We start from the raw sequence: 16,873 nt of genomic DNA, 5'->3' as shown, positions 1-16,873 counted from the left end.
GGCCTCGCCGGTCGCGTCGCGCGCGATGGCCAGGGAGACACCCTGGCCCGAGGTAAGGCGCCCGTTCTGCCGGCGAACGAACGCCAGCCCTTCCATAGGTATGTACCGGTCAGGCGTGCACCATGGTCGCCAGGCCGGACAGCAGCCACTCGAGGATGGTGTCGAAGTCCTGCGGCTGCTGGGTGAGCCGGTCCGGGTCGGCGGCCCAGCTGCTGAAGTGCGGGTACTTGCCCGACTCGGCGATCCGCGCCAGGTACGGCTCCGCCGCGTTCGCGAGGTCTTCCTCGGACGTGATGCCCGCGCGGGCATGCATCGTCTGCTCCTCGACGAGGGCCAGACCGGACCCGAACACGTGGCCCAGCACCGTGTTGACGAAGCCCATTCGGGCCGCCGCCGGAAGTGCCAGCGGTTCCAGCTCGGCCAGCGCCGCGTCGTAGACCGCCAGCGCGTTCGGGCCCAGCGGCGGGCGGCTGAACGCGAGCCGCGCGAACCACGGGTGCCGTCGCACCGTGGCCCAGCCCGACGTGCCCAGTGATCGCAGCGCGGGCCGCCAGCCCTCGCCACGGGTCACCTCGAGATAGCCGTAGACGTGATCGGCCATGAGGTCGGCCAGGCCGTCCTTGCTGCCGACGTAGCGGTACAGCGCCATCGGGCTGCGCACGCCGAGCCTGCTCGCGAGCGTGCGCATGGTGACCTCGCCGCTCGTCTCCTCGTCGGCCAGCGCGGTCGCCGCGGCCACGATCCGCTCGCGGCTCAGCGGCTCCGAGCGCCGCGGCCGGGGTTCCTGGAACCACACCACATCGATGTTCATGGTGGACACAGGCTATCAGTGGGTGTACGACGTACATCATGATGGACACTGTACACGACGTGCTCAAGGTGGACGGCGGCCTCGTCGGGCTGACCGCGGCACTGGTGCTCCGGCACCACGGCTGCGCCGCGCAACTGCCCCTGTGTCAGCCCGGCGCCGACGGCGAACCGGTCGAGGTCAGCCCGGAGTCGCCTTGTCTGATCGCCCAGGACATCCTCGAACCCGTGCTGCGGGCGGCGGCGGTGACGCGGGCGCGGACGTGCGGTTCGGCACCGCGTTGACGAGCATTCAGGAGACCACCGACACGGTGGTCGCCACGCTGTCCGACGGCGAGTTGCGTGCCCGCCACGTCATCGCCGCCGACGGCGCCCGTAGCGGGATCAGGAACGCGCTCGGCATCGGCAGGAACAGGCGCGGCGCCATCGGCGAGCCGAGCGTGTACTTCCACGCCGACCTGGCCGACGTCGTCCGGGGCCGCGAGTTCAACCTGTGCCTGCTCGACGCAGGCGGTCTCGCGTCGGTCGACGGGCGGACGCGCTGGGTCCTCATGGTCACCGGCGGCGACACCGACCGCGACTGGCCCGCGGTCGTCCGCACCGCGCTCGGAGTGCCGGCGCCGGACGTGGAGATCCTCAGCGTGCTGCCGTGGCAGGCGGAGATGCTGGTCGCCGACGGCCGCTCGACGCTCGACCTGGCCGGACCGGGCTGGGCCGTGCTGTCCGACGTGGACTTCCTGGCTGCGGCGAGCGGGCATTGCCGCGGCCGGACCACGTCGTGGCGTGGCGCGGCACCGGCGATCCCGAACCGGTGCGGAAAGCATTGCTGGGTGGGCGGTTACCCGTGGTGGCAGCCGTGTCAGGATAGTCGACCGTGCCACCCGCAGCCGCCAAACAACGTGTCACCGTCCCGCCAGGGCTCGTCGTCGTCGACAAGCCGGACGGGATGACCTCCCATGACGTCGTCGCGAAGGTGCGGCGGATCATGAGCACGAGGAAGGTGGGCCACGCGGGCACGCTCGACCCGATGGCGACGGGCGTGCTGGTGCTCGGCATCGAGCGCGCCACCAAGCTGCTGGGACACCTGGCGCTGGACACCAAGGCCTACCTCGCGACCATCCGCCTCGGCTCGGCCACGACGACCGACGACGCCCAGGGCGAGACGCTGTCCACTTCGGACGCCTCAGCGGTGACCGACGAGGCGATCAAGGCAGGCATCGCCAAGCTGACCGGGCACATCCAGCAGGTGCCGAGCGCGGTCAGCGCGATCAAGGTGGACGGCAAGCGGGCCTACGCGCGCGTCCGCGCGGGTGAGCAGGTCGAGCTCGCCGCGCGGCCGGTGGAGGTGTCCCGGTTCGACCTGCTCTCGGCTCGTCGCGAGGACGGCCTGGAGCTGGACGTGATGGTGGAGTGCAGCTCCGGCACCTACGTGCGCGCGCTAGCACGGGACCTGGGCGCGGACCTCGGTGTCGGCGGCCACCTCGCCGCGCTGCGCCGCACCCGCGTCGGTCCGTTCGACCTGCGGGTGGTGACCACGCTGGAGAAGCTCGCCGAGAACCCGGTGCTGTCGCTGCCGCTCGACGAGGCGGTGGCGGCTGCCTTCCCCCGCCACGACGTGCCCTACCGGCAGGCCAAGTCCCTGCTGATGGGCCAGCGCCTGCCCGCCGCGGGCATCGAGGGCACGTACGGCGTCTTCGACCCGGAGGGCCGGGCGATCGCGCTCGCCGTGGACGAAGGCCCCGCGGCACGTTCGGTAGTCGTCCTGATCACCGCGTGACCCGTTCGAGGGTGGGGTAATCCCCACCTGAACTGGGTGGTGCTCCTCAGTGTGCGAGCCGCCGTATTTCGGCAGCATTTCGGGCATGACAGGGAACCTCTCCCGGCGCGGCATGATCGTCGCCGGCGCGGCCACGGGCCTGGCGGGCGCCGCGGCCGCACTGACCCGTCCTGCGGTCGCGGTGGCCGAGCGGCGTGGTGGCGGCACCGCGTTCACGCACGTGACGGTGATCGACCCGGCGTCGGGGCGTGTGCTCCCGGACGTGACGGTGCTGGTCCGCGGCGACTCGATCGTCGACGTGGGCAGGCAGGTCCGGCTGGACGGTGCCACGGAGGTCGACCTGCGCGGCAAGTTCGTCATCCCGGGTCTGGCCGACATGCACACGCACGCGCAGGCGGAGGGCATCGACACCGGCCTGTACATCGCGAACGGCGTCACGACGGTCCGCGAGATGGCGGGCTCGCCGCTGGCCACCGACTGGCGTGACCGCATCGAGGCGGGTTCTCTGCTGGGTCCGCGGTTCACGGTCGGCAGCAGGATGATCGACGGGACACCGACCATCTGGAACCCCGAGTGGGTCGACATCGTGCAGGTGAGCGACCCGGCGACGGCCCGGGCGGCGGTGCGCGAGGAGATCGCCCGCGGTGCCGACTTCATCAAGGTCTACTCACGGGTGCCCAGGGACGCCTACCGCGCGCTGGCGGCGGAGGCACACCGCTACGACATCCCGTTCGTGGGTCACTGCCCGGACGTGGTGCCGCTGGAAGAGGCCGCTGACCTGGGCCAGGCGAGCATCGAGCACCTGTTCTGGACCCCGTTCGAGACGTCGACGAAGGAGGCGTGGATCCGCGCGGAGATCCAGCGCATCCGCCTCGGGCTGGGCGAGTACTCGGGCTGGTTCGCGGCGCTGCACCCTCTGGAATGGACCGCGGCGCACACGTACAGCCCGGTGAAGGCCCGCCACCTGCACGGCAAACTCGCCCGCCGCCGCATCCGCCAGGTCCCGACCCTGGCGATGCACCGGGGGCTGGACTTCGCGCGGACCGTCGACATGAACGACCCGCGCAACAAGTACCTGCCCGCGTCCGCGCTGGGGAGCCAGGAGCTGGCCAGGCAGGAGTTCTACCTGAAGGACCGGGCGCCGTCCGAGGACGCGGAGTGGGCGGCGATGTTCGACTTCCGCCTGCGCACGGTCCGCCAGTTACACGAGGCCGGGGTTCCGCTGATGACAGGCACGGACACCGGCACGGTCGCGGTGTGGCCCGGCTTCTCCGTCCACGACGAACTGGAGCTGCTCGTGGCGGCGGGCCTCTCGCCGATGGCGACTCTGCACGCGTCCACGGCGGAACCGGCGGCGTTCCTGGGAGTCCGGACGGGTCGCGTCGCCGCGGACCATGCTGCCGACTTGGCGATTCTCGACGCCAATCCGCTGCATGACATTCGCAACACACAGAAGCTCGCCGGGGTCGTGGTCCGGGGGCGTTATGTCGACGCGGAGGAGCGGGTGCGGATTCTGGCCGAGGTGGAGCGGGTGGCGGCCGCGATGCCTGCTGACGCTGTGGCGGCTGAATGTCCTTGTCACGGGGGGTGAGTGGGGGTGTTGCCCGGGGAAGCTTCCGCTTGTTCTCTTCTCTCACGGATGCGTGTCCCGGCTGGGTGAGTTGCCGGTGGTCGGAGTGAGCGGCTGCGTAGGCTGTGGGCGTGCAACGCTGGCGTGGACTGGAGGATCTGCCGGGTGGGTGGGGACGGTGCGTCGCCACCATCGGGACGTTTGACGGGGTGCATCTCGGACATCAGGAGCTCATCCACCGGGCGGTGACGATCGCCGACGAGCGGGGGATGAGGAGCGTGCTGGTCACGTTCGACCCGCATCCGTCCGAGGTGGTGCGGCCCGGTAGCCATCCGGCGCAGCTGACCACGCTCCGGCGCAAGGCGGAGCTGGTCGAGGGGCTGGGCGTCGACGTGTTCTGCGTGCTGCCGTTCACGCCGGAGCTGTCGAAGATGCCGCCTGACGAGTTCGTGCACGAGATCCTCGTCGAGAAACTGCACGTCGCGGCCGTGGTCGTCGGGGAGAACTTCCGGTTCGGGCACAAGGCCGCCGGCAAGGTGGAGACGTTGCACCACCTCGGGCAGCGGTTCGGGTTCTCCGTCGAGGGCGCGAAGCTCGTCACCGTGCCCAACCACGTCGCCAGGGAGGAGATCACGTTCTCCTCGACCTACATCCGGGCCTGCATCAACGCCGGTGACGTGACCGCCGCCGAGGCGGCGCTGGGGCGGCCGCACCGGCTCGAAGGGATCGTCGTCCGGGGCGACCGTCGCGGGCATGAGCTGGGTTTTCCCACCGCCAACCTCTCCACCCCGCGGTACGCCGCCATCCCGGCTGACGGGGTGTACGCCGCTCGCTTCTCCTTGCTGAACTCGCCGGGCCGGGAGTCCCTCATCGCCGCGGTCAGCGTCGGGACCAACCCGACCTTCTCCGGGCGGGAACGCCGTGTCGAGGCGTTCGTGCTGGACGTCGACGAGGACTTCTACGGGCAGCGGATCGCCATCGACTTCGTCGCGAAGCTGCGCGACATGGAGCGGTTCGAGTCCACCCAGGCTCTGGTCGAGGAGATGCACCGGGACGTGGCCAGGACCCGCGATCTGCTGTCGTGACGTCCCCGTGATCCGTGCAGATGCGAACAGCTGTCCGGATTTACCGCGCTTCGCGAACTTGCCTGGCAAGATGCTCTGAGGTCGGGATCGAACACAGGGTGTCAAGGGTGAGCAGGACCAGGGGAGCGCGAACGTGGAGGACCACAAGATCGTCCAGCGCAACCTCGCGCTGCAGCGCGAGTGGTATGGGGAGCCGCTCGGCGACCGGGTCCGCCGCCTGGTGGTGGCCTTCGACATCTCCCAGGCCTTCCTCGCCGACGTGCTCGGCATCAGCGCGCCCATGTTGAGCCAGGTCATGAGCGGTCGGCGGGCGAAGATCGGCAACCCGGCGGTGCTCGCACGGCTGATCATGCTCGAGCGCAAGATCCTCGTGCCGGACGTGGCGGCGGGCAAGAAGGAAGCCCTCATGCGGGCCCTGGAGGAGGTGCGGGCCTCTCGCCCGTCCGTGACCAGGGACAACCTGCCTGTCGACATCGGACGCAACGACCGCGTGGCGGTGGCCGCGCTGCGGCGGGTGGCGGAGGCGAACGACCTGACCGCGGCCGCTGGCCTGCTGAACGGGCGGTTCCCCGAGCTGGCGGACCTGCTGCGAAGGGCGGGCCAGCCGCAGTAGACATGGTGCGGCTCTTCTCCGCGATCGAACTGCCGAACCCGGTCCGCCACGAACTGGCGGACCGGCTCGCCGCGGTCCGTACCGCCACGCCCGAACTACGGTGGATCCCGCCGGACCGGTGGCACATCACCCTGGGCTTCTACGGTGACCGCGAGCACCCCGACCGGCGGGCCGCCTGGTTTCGGGAACACGCGCGGGCGCTGCGGCCGTCGCGGGTGCGGCTGCGGGCGGTGGGCCGGTTCCCCGGTGTGCTGTGGGTCGGGGTCAACGCGCTCGACGGCGACAACGCGGCGACCCTGCGCAAGCTGGCCGGCACCCTCGCCGACCAGCAGCTCGACCAGCTCGCGTTCGTCCCGCACGTCACGGTGGCGCGGTGGAAGCGGGGCCGCCCGGGCAACGAGGTCGCGACACGGGCGGCGGCCGCTCTCGACGGGTATCGTGGTCAGTGGTGGCAGACCAGCGAGGTGGTGCTGTACCGGAGCGACCTCACCGCTGACGGGCCGGTGTACACCGCACTGGACCGCGTGGTGCTGTCGGGCGCGCCCGGTCAGCAGCGCTGACGCCATACCTGCTAACCTCGCTCTTTGGATCCGGCTGCGGTCCGTGGCGGCTGGTATCCAGATCCCGATCACCGGGGCACCCCATCAACACGGCACATCTCAAATGAGGAGAACAACGCGTGGCGCTGTCCACCGACCAGAAGAAGACCATCCTGGACGAGTACGGGGTCCACGAGAAGGACACCGGCTCGCCGGAGGCCCAGGTCGCGATGCTGACCAAGCGCATCAGCGACCTGACCGAGCACCTGAAGGTGCACAAGCACGACCACCACTCCCGTCGTGGCTTGTTGCTGCTGGTCGGCCGTCGCCGCCGACTGCTCAACTACCTGACGAAGGTGGACATCGAACGCTACCGGTCGCTGATCCAGCGACTCGGCCTGCGCCGATAGGACCCCGAGGGGGAGTGGTCACCTGACCGCTCCCCCCGCGTCTATATCGGACAAGAAAACAAAGAGGGCGGACGCTCGCCACGTGCGGGGATCAGATCGCCGGTCCTCGGTAGTGGTTCCCGGGTGACGAACCCCGGGGGCTTCGATCGAAGACCGGCCTCGTATGAGCGGAGCTTGCGGAGCGGCCATCGTCGTAGACCGCGAATCCGTGCCCTGTAGCCCCTGATGTGGGGTGTGCACGCGCCCGTGATTTAACGAGGAGTCAACTACATGACCGACTTCAGCCAAGCTGGAGTGCACGAGACGACAGCCGTGATCGACAACGGCAACTTCGGCAAGCGGAGCATCCGCTTCGAGACCGGCCGGCTCGCCCGGCAGGCCGCCGGCAGCGTCGTGGCCTACCTCGACGAGGAGACCATGCTGCTGTCCGCCACCACGGCGTCGAAGCACCCGAAGGAGCACTTCGACTTCTTCCCCCTGACGGTGGACGTCGAGGAGCGCATGTACGCGGCGGGCCGCATCCCCGGCTCGTTCTTCCGTCGTGAAGGCCGTCCGTCGACGGACGCGATCCTGACCTGCCGCCTGATCGACCGGCCGCTGCGCCCGTCCTTCGTGGACGGTCTCCGCAACGAGATCCAGGTCGTCATCACCGTCCAGTCGCTCAACCCGCAGGACCTGTACGACGTCGTGGCGATCAACGCCGCGTCCGCGTCGACGCAGCTCGCGGGCCTGCCCTTCTCCGGTCCGGTCGGCGCCGTGCGCGTCGTGCTGATCGGTGAGCAGTGGGTGGCGTTCCCGACCCACGAGCAGATCGAGAAGGCCGCGTTCGACATGGTCGTCGCGGGCCGCGTGGTCGAGTCCGGCGACGTCGCGATCATGATGGTCGAGGCCGAGGCCACCCCGCAGGTGCTCGACCTGATCGCCGAGGGCCAGAAGGCGCCGACCGAGGAGGTCGTCGCTTCCGGTCTCGAGGCCGCGAAGCCGTTCATCAAGGTGCTGTGCGAGGCGCAGTCGCGCCTGGCCGAGGTCGCCGCGAAGGAGACCCGCGAGTACCCGACGTACCCGGCCTACCAGCCGGACGCGCTCGAGGCCGTCACCGCCGCCGTCTCCGACGAGCTGGCCCAGGCGCTGACCATCGCGGGCAAGCAGGAGCGCGAGTCGAAGCTCGACGAGCTCAAGGCCGCCACCCTGGAGAAGGTCGGCGCGGTCGAGGGCGGCGCGTTCGAAGGCCGCGAGAAGGAGATCGGCGCGGCGTTCCGGTCGCTGAACAAGAAGCTGGTCCGCCAGCGGATCCTCCGCGACAAGATCCGTATCGACGGCCGTGGCCTGACCGACATCCGGCAGCTGTCCGCCGAGGTCGCGATCATCCCGCGGGCGCACGGCTCGGCGCTGTTCGAGCGCGGCGAGACCCAGATCCTGGGTGTCACCACGCTGAACATGCTGCGCATGGAGCAGCAGATCGACTCGCTGTCCCCGGAGACGCACAAGCGCTACCTGCACCACTACAACTTCCCGCCCTTCTCCACCGGCGAGACCGGCCGCGTCGGTTCGCCGAAGCGGCGCGAGATCGGCCACGGCGCGCTCGCCGAGCGGGCCCTGATGCCGGTGCTGCCGAAGCGTGACGAGTTCCCGTACGCGATCCGCCAGGTCTCCGAGGCGCTGAGCTCCAACGGCTCGACGTCCATGGGCTCGGTCTGCGCCTCCACCATGTCGCTGCTCAACGCCGGTGTGCCGCTCAAGGCGCCGGTGTCCGGCATCGCCATGGGCCTGGTGTCCGATGAAGTGGACGGGGAGACGCGCTACGTCGCGCTGACCGACATCCTCGGTGCCGAGGACGCGTTCGGCGACATGGACTTCAAGGTCGCGGGCACCAAGGAGTTCGTGACCGCGCTGCAGCTGGACACGAAGCTCGACGGCATCCCGTCCGACGTGCTCGCGGGTGCGCTGAAGCAGGCCAAGGACGCGCGCTTCACGATCCTCGAGGTCATGGCCGAGGCCATCGACAGCCCCGACGACATGTCGCCGTACTCGCCGCGTGTGACGTCGGTGAAGATCCCGGTCGACAAGATCGGCGAGGTCATCGGGCCGAAGGGCAAGATGATCAACTCGATCACCGAGCAGACCGGCGCCGACATCTCCATCGAGGACGACGGCACGATCTACGTCGGTGCGTCGGACGGCCCGTCCGCGGAGGCCGCCATCGGCCTGATCAACGCCATCGCCAACCCGCAGCTGCCGAAGATCGGCGAGCGCTTCCTCGGCACCGTGGTGAAGACGGCCGCGTTCGGCGCGTTCGTCTCGCTGCTGCCGGGCAAGGACGGCCTCGTCCACATCTCGAAGCTGGGCAACGGCAAGCGGATCGGCAAGGTCGAGGACGTCGTCAAGGTCGGCGACAAGCTCCGCGTGGAGATCGCCGACATCGACCAGCGCGGCAAGATCAGCCTGGTGCCGGTCAAGGAGGACGCCCCTGAGACGGCGGCGGACGAGGCTCCCAAGACCGACGCTCCCGCTGAGGCGTAAGCACCTTGGCACGTAACGGTGGCACCCGGGTCCTCGAGCGGACCGACAACGGGTGCGAGGTCAAGCGAACCGTGTTGCCGGGTGGCCTCCGGGTGATCACCGAGCACGTGCCGGGTGTGCGGTCGGCCTCGGTCGGCATCTGGGTGGGCGTAGGTTCCCGCGACGAACAGCAGTCCGTCGCGGGGGCCGCCCACTACCTCGAACACTTGCTGTTCAAGGGCACCGCGAAACGCTCCGCGGTGGGGATCGCCGAGGAGATCGACGCCGTCGGCGGTGAGCTGAACGCCTTCACCGCCAAGGAACACACCTGCTACTACGCACACGTCCTGGACAGCGATCTGCCGCTGGCCATGGACCTGGTGTGTGACGTGGTCTTCGACGCCCTGCTCGCCGAGCGGGACATGGAGATCGAGCGCAGCGTGGTCCTCGAGGAGATCGCCATGCGCGACGACGACCCCGAGGACCTGCTGCACGACAACTTCTGTGCCGCGTTGCTGGACGGCCACCCGCTCGGGCGGCCGGTGCTCGGCACCGAGGAGTCGATCACCGGCATGAGCCGGACCGCGCTGAACGGGTTCTACCGGCGGCGGTACTCGATGCCGAAGATGGTGCTGGCCGCGGCGGGCAACATCGACCACGCGACCGTGCTGCGGCACGCGCGCAGGCTGTTGAAGGACCGGCTGACCGGCGAGCACGAGCCGAAGCCGCCCCGGTCGGGCCGGGCACGGGTTCTCACGCCGCAGAAGCTGGCGCTGCACACCGACGACACCGAGCAGGCACACCTGATGCTCGGCGTCCGCGCACTGGACCGGCACGACCCGCGCCGGTGGACGCTCGGGGTGCTGAACACCGCACTGGGCGGCGGGATGAGCTCCCGGCTGTTCCAGGAGGTGCGGGAGCGGCGGGGCCTGGCCTACCAGGTGTACTCGTCGGTCGCGTCCTACGCGGACACCGGGCACCTGTCGATCTACGCGGGCTGCCAGCCGGACCGGCTGGGTTCGGTCGCGGGGGTCGTGCACTCGGTGCTGTCCGAGGTGGCCCGCGACGGGTTCTCCGACGCCGAGGTGGCCCGTGCGAAGGGTCAGCTGCGGGGCAGTCTCGTGCTGGGGCTGGAGGACACCAGCTCGCGCATGTCCCGGATCGGCAAGGGCGAGCTGAGCTATGGCGAGTACCTGACCGTCGAGCAGACCCTCGAGAAGATCGAGTCCGTGACCACCGACGAGGTGGCGTCGCTCGCGGCGGTGCTGCTGGACCGGCCCGCGGCGACCGCGCTGGTGGGCCCGTACGCGCACGTCGACGACGTGCCTGCCGAAGTGCTTGATGTTCGCTCCGCAAGCTCCGCTCAGAGGTGAGGTGATCTTGTGACGATCCGGGTCGGAGTGCTGGGCGCGCGCGGGCGCATGGGCGCCGAGGTGTGCCGTGCCGTCGAGGCCGCGCCCGACATGGAGATCGTCGCGATGATCGACGCCGACGAGTCGGTGCACGACCTCGCGGACGTCGCCATCGACGTGGTCGTGGACTTCACCCACCCCGACGTCGTGATGGACAACCTGCGGTTCTGCGTCGAGCACGACATCCGCGTGGTCGTCGGCACGTCCGGTTTCACGCCGGACCGCCTGGACACGCTGCGCGGGTGGCTGGCGGAGAAGCCGCTGCTGGGGGTGCTGATCGCACCGAACTTCGCGCTCGGCGCCGTGCTGTCGATGAAGTTCGCGCAGCTGGCGGCGCGGTACTACCCGTCGGCGGAGATCATCGAACTGCATCACGCGGGCAAGGCGGACGCCCCGTCCGGCACCGCCGCGCACACGGCGGCGCTGATCGCCGAGGCACGTGCGTCGGCCGGGCTCGGCAAGGCCCCGGACGCGACCACGTCCGCGTTGGAGGGAGCGCGCGGGGCGCTGGTCGACGACGTGCGCGTGCACTCGGTGCGGCTCGCCGGCCTGGTGGCGCACCAGGAGGTGCTGTTCGGCGGCGAGGGCGAAACGCTGACCATTCGCCACGATTCGCTGGACCGGAAGTCGTTCATGCCAGGGGTGCTGCTGGGTGTGCGGGAAGTTCTCGGCCGCGACGGGCTGACCGTGGGCCTGGAGAACGTGCTGTCGCTCTGAGGGGCGGCCTCCGGCCCCCGGATCCAGCCTACGCGTTCGCGCCGACGGAATTGGGCTGTGCGGCGGGGACTGTGGACAACTGTGTCGGTTGTGGACAACCCGGGGTCATCAGACCGTAGTTGTCGGTCCTGCCCGCTACGCTGGATTTCGGGGGGCCGACGGCCGCCGTTGCGCCGGATGTCGGTGCCCGCGGCCGCGACCGTCAGTAGATCTTGGCGGCTTTCGCGTGGAGCCGCCGCGGCCAAGATCAATACCAATGCCGCGAGAGCAGGCTCGCTGGGCGAGCGTTGTCGCTGATCACAGTGTTGAAAACTGCCATCTGTGACGGAATTGGTCCACTTGCCTCGTGTGGCTACTCCGGTTGGTCGGTGCGTGATCAAGGATTCACGCAGTAGCGTCGAGAACCGTCAGTAGCTAACCAACTCTTGTCTGTTCGTGCGAAAGTCCCACCCTGCTTCCCTGCCGGGACCGTTGTGCGATGAGGGCCAGACGAGAGACGAGGGTGAGCTCGCGTCCCCGCGCGGGCTCACCCCTGCTCGCCAACCGGTCCGACACCGCGCGCGGATCTCCGGGAAGCCAGGGCACCCCCGAAGGGAATGTCCCATGGCACAACCGGATGGTCGCTACGCAAGCTCCGCTGAGCCAGATCCGAGGGCACCTACAACCGCAGAAGCGTCGTGGTTCTGCTGCGGCGCCGCCTGGGGCCCGTGTGGCTCCGCCGGCGGCGGCGCCTGTGGTAACTGCAGTTCCGGCAGCCGCCACTGCGCGTGGCCGAACACGTCCGACAACTGCTTCGCCATCACACGCCCCGACAAGTGTGGCGACACGCTGTTGCGCAGGACGTGTGGACACACGTTCTACGTCAAGAACCTGTGCGGCACCACGGAGATCGGCGTGAAGATCACCGACTGCGGGCCGCAGACCGACCTGTGGTGCGGCGAACGCTCGTGTTGCAACGGCAACTGCGCCACCAACCGGCTGATCGACTTCACACCCGCCGCGTACAGCGCGATCGGCAACCTGTCCAGTGGCATCATGCCCGTGACGATTCGGAGCTGAAACGATGGTCACTCCGCAAGCTCCGTTGAACGCAGGGCCAGACATCCTGGGACGTAGGCGTTTCCTGTCCAGCGCGGTGCTCGGCACCACCGCAACGGTGATCACCGCGACGACGATCGGCTCGGTTGCCCCCGAGGCCGTCGCCGATCCGAAGCTCGACGTCGAAGCTGGCGCGCCGGACCCGAACTTCGTCGAAGGCCGGATCACCGGCATCGCGGGCGGACTGCTGATCGTGACCGGCTCCGACCGCACGATCAACCAGATCCACCTGACCAAGGCGACAAGTGTGTGGAAGCTGCGACCGACCACATCGGACGCGGCGAAGGTCGGTGACGGCCTCTACGCACGCGGCGTGCGGATGCCCGACGGCACCCTCGCGGCCGACGCGATCTGGCTGAACATCGTGAACCTGCAGGTGCACATCACCTCCATCGGCAGGAGCGTGATGCACATGGACCACCGCGGTGACCGCATAGTCGGCCACGTGGTGTCCGGCACCACCGCGGCCGTCTACAACAGCACACCCGCGGTCAGCGACCTGTCGCTGCTGCAGGTGGGCAGGCACGCGCAGGTGATCGGCGCGTGGCGGCCCGACACGAACGAGGTCGACCTGGCCACCGTCTACGCGGCCGCCTAGAAGGGACCGTCATCGTGATCGAGTGGTTGGCGAGCACGCAGCAGGCCGTCGTCGGCGGTGTGCTGGTGTGGGCCAGTGCGTTCAAACTGGTGCACCGCAACGCTTCCGCCGCGGCGCGGCGATCGGTGCTGGCGCGGATCACCGGCAAGGAACACGCCGTCGGCGCGTACCGGGCCGTCGGCGTGGTGGAGGCGCTCATCGGGCTGCTCCTGCTCGCGCCGCCCGTGCTGGTCGTCGAGGCGTACGCGGCGGCGGCACTTTCCTCCTGCATGCTGGGTTATCTGGCCTACGGGAAGGTGAAGGCGCCGGACGCGGGCTGCGGCTGCCTCGGGGACAAGGAGGCGCCGATCACGGCCCGCGGGTTCGTCCGCGCCGGGTTGCTGGTGGCGCTTTCCCTGCTGGCCGTGGCGGGTTCCGGGTGGTGGCCGACGGAACGTCCACTTGCGACGATCGGCCTGGTCGTCGTCGAGCTGGCCGTTTTCGCCGCGCTGTCACCGGAACTGGACCACCGCTGGCTGTTCCCGTTGCGGCGCTGGCGGGTGCGGATGAGTCACCCGCTGGCGGGCACGGAGGTCGTGGTGCCGCTGGAGTCGACCGTGCAGCAGCTGGTGAAGAGCACCGTGTACCAGTCGGTGGTCACGCAGCTCAGCTCGGACCTGCTGGACCACTGGGACGAGGGCGAGTGGCGGCTCCTGGCGTACGCGGCCCGCACCCCGTCCGGTCCGGCGACCGCGGTGTTCGCGGTGCCCCGCCTCGCCTACCGGCCTGACGACGTCAAGATGGCAATGGTGCCGGCGGAACAGGAGGCACTGGTGTGACAGCTGGGGCGGCGGGGACCCCTCGCCGCCCCACTCCTGTCAGAGGATCCAGTTCGCGAACACGGCCGGGGACGCGGCGACGACGCTGAACCGGATGAAGCGCCCGATCAGGCCGGCGCTGAGGAACGCGGACAGGCTCATCCGCACCATCCCCGCCAGCACCGAGGTCGCCATGAACGGCGGCAGGCCGATCACCGAGCTGACACCGTAGGTGCCGACCATCCAATGCGGATGGCGGTGGCACTTCTCCCGCAGGAACTCGACCCACATGCGGAGCCGCTTCGTGCGCCGCCGCCACGTGGCCCTGCGCGGGGTTTCGACCTTCTCCTTGCGGTGCATGAACGAGGGCAGCCGCAGTGTGCCCTTGGCCGCGTAGTAGTACAGCAGTTTGCCCGCCACCTGTCCGACCGCGACCGTGGCGCCGAGGCACAGCCACGGGATGTGCGGCTGCTGCATGGCAAGCCCCACCAGGAAGATCTCGACGCTGATGAGTGGCAGGAGCGCAGACCCGAAGGCGACGCCGAGCGTCAGTCCGAGCCACGCGATCACCAGCAAACCTCCAGCCGTGGTCGAGATCGGCATGCAGCGTACCTGAGCCACCTGTGGGCTCTGGGCAAACTCGGGGCAAATGCTCGCCCACCACTGAGACGTCGCGCGGACCCGAACGGTTGTGTCGAATTTTCCCGGCGGTGACGCTCAGTCCTCCAAGGCGAAGCGGAGCGTGCCGGTCAGCCGCACCTCACGAAGTGGCCTGCCTCCCGCGTCCAGCGTACGCACCGTTCCGTCCAGCACCCATCCCGCGCGTTCCCAGAACCCCAGCGACGCCTTGTCCGCCTCGGCGACCCACGCGATCCCGCGGGCCAGCCCCGCGGCCAGCATCGCCTTGCCCGCCGTCGCCAGCAGGCGGCCACCGTGGCCCCGTCTGCCCCAGCGCGGTTCGACGAGCAACGTGCTGACCATCGCGACCCGCTCCGCGTCGGGCACCGGCACACCCGTCGCGTCGGCGGAGTCGTCCTGCGGCGCCTGCCCGGCCGCGCAGAACCCGACGCACCACTGGCCCTCGAACGCCACGAACACCCTGGCCGGACCCTGTTCGATCGTGTGCCGCCAGGTCGCGGCCGCCTCGTCGGCGTCCAGCGCGTCGAGGATCTCGGCGGACAGCAGGTCGGTGTAGGCGGCCCGCCAGGTGGCGAGCTGGATGCGGGCGATCTCCGCCGCGTCGGACGGCTCGGCTGGGCGGACAGCGGCTTCGGCCATGCACAGGAACGTAGACGGTCCGGTGCCGAGGTCGCCCGGCAGGCACCTTTCACGAATATTGCTCGGCTACGCTCTCCGACCGTGACCGTCTCCGTGCCCGGCTACGAGATCGTCGACGCGTTGGGGCGTGGCGGTTTTGGCGTGGTGTACCGCGCCCGGCAGCTCACGATCGACCGCGAGGTCGCGATCAAGGTCGACACCCGCGTCATCCTCGACGACCGCGACCAGCGCCGGTTCCTGCGCGAGGTGCGGGCGGCCGGGCGGCTGTCCGGGCACCCGCACGTGGTCGAGATCTACGACGCCGGTGTGCTGCCCGACCACCGGCCCTACCTGGTGATGGAGCTGTGTCCCGGCGGTTCGCTCGCCGACCGGCGCGCCCCGTCGCCGCCCCGCGAGGTCGCGGAGATCGGGCAGAAGATCGCCGACGCGCTCGCCGCCGCCCACGACCTCGGCGTGCTGCACCGCGACATCAAACCCGCGAACATCCTCGTCAAGCGGTACGGGACGGTCGGACTCGCCGACTTCGGGCTCGCCGCGCTGATGGAGACCGGCCGTGACACGTCGGTCACGCTCGCCGCGCTGACGCCCGCGTACGCGGCGCCGGAGCAGTTCCACCTCGCGCCGCCGACACCGCAGTCCGATGTGTACGCGCTGTGCGCGACGCTCTACACGCTGCTCGCGGGGCGGCCGCCGCGCTATCCCCACGAGGGGGAGCTGAGCGTGCCGGAGATCGTGCGCCGCCACGACCTGCCGCTCGAGGACATCCCCGGGGCGCCGCCGGAGTTCATGGCCGTGCTGCGGCGCGGGCTCGCGAAGGACCCCGCGCACCGGTACCCGGAGGCGGCGGCGCTGCGGGCGGACCTCTCACAGCTGACCGTGGCCGGGTTCAGCGGGCCGCGGCACGTGGTGACACAGCCGGTCGTCACCGTGGCCGGCCCGCGTCCGTCCACCCCGCCCGCGTCGCCGCCGCCGTTCACGCCGCCGCCCGGGTTCGCGCGGCCACCGGCGGTGACCGGGCCGCCGCCGTTCCAGCAGCCGACCGCGCCGCCGAAGCGGAACCTGGCCGCGATCTGGCTGGCCGCGGCGCTCGCGGCCGTGCTGGTGGGGGCCGGGATCTGGTACTTCGTTTCGCGTGGCACCGGTGGTGAGCAGCAGGCAGGCTCGCCTGCCGGTGACGGCACGACCACGACGGTGTCCTCGACGCCGTCGTCGACCGACATCTACGGGGTCGCGACCGTGGCCGAGGACTGCCCGGCGGCCGAGGTGCCGGACGGGCAGGCCCAGTGCGTGCGCAAGGCCGAGTGCTGGTCCGGATGGGTCATGATCAACGGGGAGATCAACAGCATCCGGAAGATCCCGTGCGAGCAGGGCCACGTCTGGGAGGTCTTCGCGAGCGCGGTGGTGCCGGGCGACGTGTCCGACCCGTACCAGGACGTGCTGGCCGAGCACCCGGTCGTCAAGCAGGTGTGCTCGGTGGACACCCTGCTGGCGTCGCGGTACGGGGACGCGCTCGAGTACGGGGCGGACCGCTGGGATTTCGAGATCCTGCCCCCTTCGAGCGACGACGTGTCCCGTGACCTGGGCGTCTACCGCTGCGTCGGCAAGATCAAGGACAACACGGGGATCACGGGTTCGGCTTTCCGCCCGCGCTGACCAGGCCTGGTCAGTTTTTG

The 16,873-nt window shown here is 70.0% G+C and carries 18 protein-coding genes; 15 read left to right on the top strand and 3 right to left on the bottom strand.

Annotated features, from left to right (window positions below):
- Positions 1 to 109: 109 nt before the first annotated feature.
- On the bottom strand, positions 110 to 811 hold the full coding sequence (locus FHR82_RS32795) for a TetR/AcrR family transcriptional regulator (RefSeq protein WP_184814470.1): 702 nt from the start codon (positions 809 to 811) through the stop codon (positions 110 to 112).
- A 38-nt stretch (positions 812 to 849) separates the two neighbouring features.
- Between FHR82_RS32795 and FHR82_RS45340 the strand changes: the two genes are divergently transcribed.
- The 14 genes from FHR82_RS45340 (at position 850) to FHR82_RS32730 (ending at position 13,943) form a co-directional block, all read left to right on the top strand.
- Entirely contained in the window at positions 850 to 1,092 is a 243-nt protein-coding gene (locus FHR82_RS45340; RefSeq protein ID WP_221464546.1) for a hypothetical protein, read from the top strand.
- On the top strand, positions 1,071 to 1,757 hold the full coding sequence (locus FHR82_RS32790; RefSeq protein WP_221464545.1) for an FAD-dependent monooxygenase: 687 nt from the start codon (positions 1,071 to 1,073) through the stop codon (positions 1,755 to 1,757). The genes FHR82_RS45340 and FHR82_RS32790 overlap by 22 nt, the downstream gene beginning before the upstream one ends.
- A complete protein-coding gene (gene truB, locus FHR82_RS32785; protein ID WP_221464619.1) occupies positions 1,754 to 2,584 on the top strand; it encodes a tRNA pseudouridine(55) synthase TruB in 831 nt (276 codons plus the stop codon). The genes FHR82_RS32790 and truB overlap by 4 nt, the downstream gene beginning before the upstream one ends.
- 85 nt (positions 2,585 to 2,669) lie before the next feature.
- Positions 2,670 to 4,175 carry an amidohydrolase family protein gene (locus FHR82_RS32780; RefSeq protein WP_184814468.1) on the top strand — a complete coding sequence of 502 codons (1,506 nt, stop codon included), beginning with the start codon at positions 2,670 to 2,672 and terminating at the stop codon, positions 4,173 to 4,175.
- Positions 4,176 to 4,285: 110 nt separating this feature from the next.
- A complete protein-coding gene (locus tag FHR82_RS32775; RefSeq protein WP_184814467.1) occupies positions 4,286 to 5,239 on the top strand; it encodes a bifunctional riboflavin kinase/FAD synthetase in 954 nt (317 codons plus the stop codon).
- Positions 5,240 to 5,372: 133 nt separating this feature from the next.
- Complete coding sequence (locus tag FHR82_RS32770; RefSeq protein WP_184814466.1) at positions 5,373 to 5,852, top strand: helix-turn-helix domain-containing protein; 480 nt, start codon at positions 5,373 to 5,375, stop codon at positions 5,850 to 5,852.
- Between the two features lie 2 nt (positions 5,853 to 5,854).
- Positions 5,855 to 6,412: an RNA 2',3'-cyclic phosphodiesterase gene (gene thpR / locus FHR82_RS32765; RefSeq protein WP_184814465.1), complete on the top strand. Its 558-nt coding sequence runs from the start codon at positions 5,855 to 5,857 to the stop codon at positions 6,410 to 6,412.
- A 119-nt stretch (positions 6,413 to 6,531) separates the two neighbouring features.
- Positions 6,532 to 6,801: a 30S ribosomal protein S15 gene (rpsO, locus tag FHR82_RS32760; RefSeq protein WP_133906004.1), complete on the top strand. Its 270-nt coding sequence runs from the start codon at positions 6,532 to 6,534 to the stop codon at positions 6,799 to 6,801.
- Positions 6,802 to 7,071: 270 nt separating this feature from the next.
- A complete protein-coding gene (locus FHR82_RS32755; RefSeq protein ID WP_184814464.1) occupies positions 7,072 to 9,321 on the top strand; it encodes a polyribonucleotide nucleotidyltransferase in 2,250 nt (749 codons plus the stop codon).
- A 5-nt stretch (positions 9,322 to 9,326) separates the two neighbouring features.
- On the top strand, positions 9,327 to 10,673 hold the full coding sequence (locus FHR82_RS32750) for a M16 family metallopeptidase (RefSeq protein ID WP_184814463.1): 1,347 nt from the start codon (positions 9,327 to 9,329) through the stop codon (positions 10,671 to 10,673).
- Between the two features lie 9 nt (positions 10,674 to 10,682).
- Complete coding sequence (dapB, locus tag FHR82_RS32745) at positions 10,683 to 11,429, top strand: 4-hydroxy-tetrahydrodipicolinate reductase (RefSeq protein ID WP_184814462.1); 747 nt, start codon at positions 10,683 to 10,685, stop codon at positions 11,427 to 11,429.
- 831 nt (positions 11,430 to 12,260) lie between these two features.
- Positions 12,261 to 12,488, top strand: a complete 228-nt coding sequence (locus FHR82_RS45335; RefSeq protein WP_221464544.1) for an RlpA-like double-psi beta-barrel domain-containing protein — start codon at positions 12,261 to 12,263, stop codon at positions 12,486 to 12,488.
- Between the two features lie 25 nt (positions 12,489 to 12,513).
- Positions 12,514 to 13,125, top strand: a complete 612-nt coding sequence (locus FHR82_RS32735) for a cell wall protein (RefSeq protein ID WP_225944114.1) — start codon at positions 12,514 to 12,516, stop codon at positions 13,123 to 13,125.
- Between the two features lie 14 nt (positions 13,126 to 13,139).
- Positions 13,140 to 13,943 (top strand): MauE/DoxX family redox-associated membrane protein, encoded by an 804-nt coding sequence (locus tag FHR82_RS32730; RefSeq protein ID WP_184814460.1) that lies wholly within the window; start codon positions 13,140 to 13,142, stop codon positions 13,941 to 13,943.
- 39 nt (positions 13,944 to 13,982) lie between these two features.
- Here the strand turns inward: FHR82_RS32730 and FHR82_RS32725 are convergent, their stop codons facing one another.
- Together FHR82_RS32725 and FHR82_RS32720 are read right to left on the bottom strand one after the other, a co-directional pair.
- Positions 13,983 to 14,492 carry a YqaA family protein gene (locus tag FHR82_RS32725; protein WP_184814459.1) on the bottom strand — a complete coding sequence of 170 codons (510 nt, stop codon included), beginning with the start codon at positions 14,490 to 14,492 and terminating at the stop codon, positions 13,983 to 13,985.
- Positions 14,493 to 14,639: 147 nt separating this feature from the next.
- Entirely contained in the window at positions 14,640 to 15,200 is a 561-nt protein-coding gene (locus FHR82_RS32720; RefSeq protein WP_184814458.1) for a GNAT family N-acetyltransferase, read from the bottom strand.
- Between the two features lie 81 nt (positions 15,201 to 15,281).
- Between FHR82_RS32720 and FHR82_RS32715 the strand changes: the two genes are divergently transcribed.
- Complete coding sequence (locus FHR82_RS32715) at positions 15,282 to 16,853, top strand: serine/threonine-protein kinase (RefSeq protein ID WP_184814457.1); 1,572 nt, start codon at positions 15,282 to 15,284, stop codon at positions 16,851 to 16,853.
- Positions 16,854 to 16,873: the final 20 nt, after the last annotated feature.

Origin of the sequence: Actinophytocola algeriensis, assembly GCF_014203735.1 — a bacterium.
In the GTDB taxonomy this organism is placed as follows: domain Bacteria; phylum Actinomycetota; class Actinomycetes; order Mycobacteriales; family Pseudonocardiaceae; genus Actinophytocola; species Actinophytocola algeriensis.
This window is presented reverse-complemented; position numbering and strand designations above follow the sequence as displayed.

Excerpts from the sequence above, each read along its gene's own strand:
- truB (WP_221464619.1), top strand. The coding sequence starts at position 1,754 with ATGACCTCCCATGACGTCGTCGCGAAGGTGCGGCGGATCATGAGCACG.
- FHR82_RS45340 (WP_221464546.1), top strand. The coding sequence starts at position 850 with ATGATGGACACTGTACACGACGTGCTCAAGGTGGACGGCGGCCTCGTC.
- FHR82_RS32780 (WP_184814468.1), top strand. The coding sequence starts at position 2,670 with ATGACAGGGAACCTCTCCCGGCGCGGCATGATCGTCGCCGGCGCGGCC.
- FHR82_RS32795 (WP_184814470.1), bottom strand. The coding sequence starts at position 811 with ATGAACATCGATGTGGTGTGGTTCCAGGAACCCCGGCCGCGGCGCTCG.
- FHR82_RS32755 (WP_184814464.1), top strand. The coding sequence starts at position 7,072 with ATGACCGACTTCAGCCAAGCTGGAGTGCACGAGACGACAGCCGTGATC.
- FHR82_RS32720 (WP_184814458.1), bottom strand. The coding sequence starts at position 15,200 with ATGGCCGAAGCCGCTGTCCGCCCAGCCGAGCCGTCCGACGCGGCGGAG.
- thpR (WP_184814465.1), top strand. The coding sequence starts at position 5,855 with ATGGTGCGGCTCTTCTCCGCGATCGAACTGCCGAACCCGGTCCGCCAC.